Here is a 1,258-nt window from a genome sequence, read left to right on the forward strand (position 1 = left end):
CCAGCAGCAGGACCGCTCCGCCCAGCAGCGCGATCAGCACCGGGCCGGCCGCCCACCGCCACCGGCTCACCGCGACGGCGAGCACCGGCTCGGCCCGGCCGCCCGTCTCCTCCGCGCGCAGCCGCCCGACCGCCTGGACGCCGAACGCGGCCGCGAAGATCGACGCGAACCCCATCTCGGTCGCCAGGAACGCGTCGGTGATGCCCTTCTGCCCGCCGAGCTTGGTGATGAAGTCGTGCGCCTGCTGGCTGTCGACCATGTTCCCGACGTTGGAGGCGATGCCGCCGAGCGCCGCCCCCAGCGCCAGGAACGCCACGGCCCAGCCGAGGACCGAGCCGCGCTGCAGCCGCCACCACAGCGAGACCGCGCCGCGCAGCCGCGGGGCGGCCGACGCCGGGCCCTCCCGGTCGGGCAGCACGCCCGCGCCCAGGTCGCGCCGCGACACCAGCGCGTAGGCCGCGACCGTCAGGACCGCCGCGAACGCGACCATCACCAGCAGCACCCACCAGCGGTTCCCCGCGTAGGGGCGGAACTGCTGGCCCCAGCCGATCGGCGACAGCCACGACAGCCAGCGCGGGCCGTCCGCGGCGGAGGTGTCGCCGAGCGCCCGGACCAGGTAGAACGCGCCGAGGACGGCGAAGCTGTAGCCGGTCGCGGTGCGCGCGTGCGCGGTGAGCTGGGCGATGACGGCGGCGATCGCGCCGAAGGCCAGCCCGACCCCGCCCCACGCCAGCCCGGCGGCTGCGGATCCGGCGGCGGGCAGGCCCGCGATGGTGAGGCCGAGCGCGCACAGCACCGCCAGCGTCGCGTTCGCCGCCAGCATGACCGTCAGCGCCGAGGTCAGCGGCGCGCGGCGGCCGACCGCGGTCGCGCCGACCAGCTCCAGCCGCCCGCTCTCCTCGTCGGCGCGCGTGTGCCGGACGACCAGCACGATCGACAGCGCGGCGGCGGCGATCGCGGCGAACACGTTCAGCTTCAGCATCGACACGGCCCCGAGCGAGTTCGGGTCGTAGACCCGCCCGTACAGCGCCACGAGTGCCGGAGTGTCGTTGGTGTTGGCGGCCAGCCGCGCCCGCGAGGCGATGTCGGGGTAGAGGCCCTTGGTGGACGACACCGTCGACGCCGCCATGATGACGATGAGGTACACCCAGACCGGCAGCATGATCCGGTCGCGGCGGAGCGCCAGCCGGGCCAGCGCGCCGGTGCCGGCGAGCGCGGTCTTCGAGGAGCTGCTGCCCCGGCTGGAGTCGGTCGAGCC

1 protein-coding gene is annotated in these 1,258 nt (G+C 75.8%); it reads right to left on the minus strand.

The genetic code is table 11. The features are described 5' to 3' along the window. On the minus strand, positions 1–1,147 hold a 1,147-nt coding region (locus AB0J52_RS41270; RefSeq protein ID WP_500188715.1), incomplete at its 3' end, for an ABC transporter permease. Positions 1,148–1,258: the final 111 nt, after the last annotated feature.

Origin of the sequence: Spirillospora sp. NPDC049652, assembly GCF_040675125.1 — a bacterium.
Lineage (GTDB): Bacteria > Actinomycetota > Actinomycetes > Streptosporangiales > Streptosporangiaceae > Spirillospora.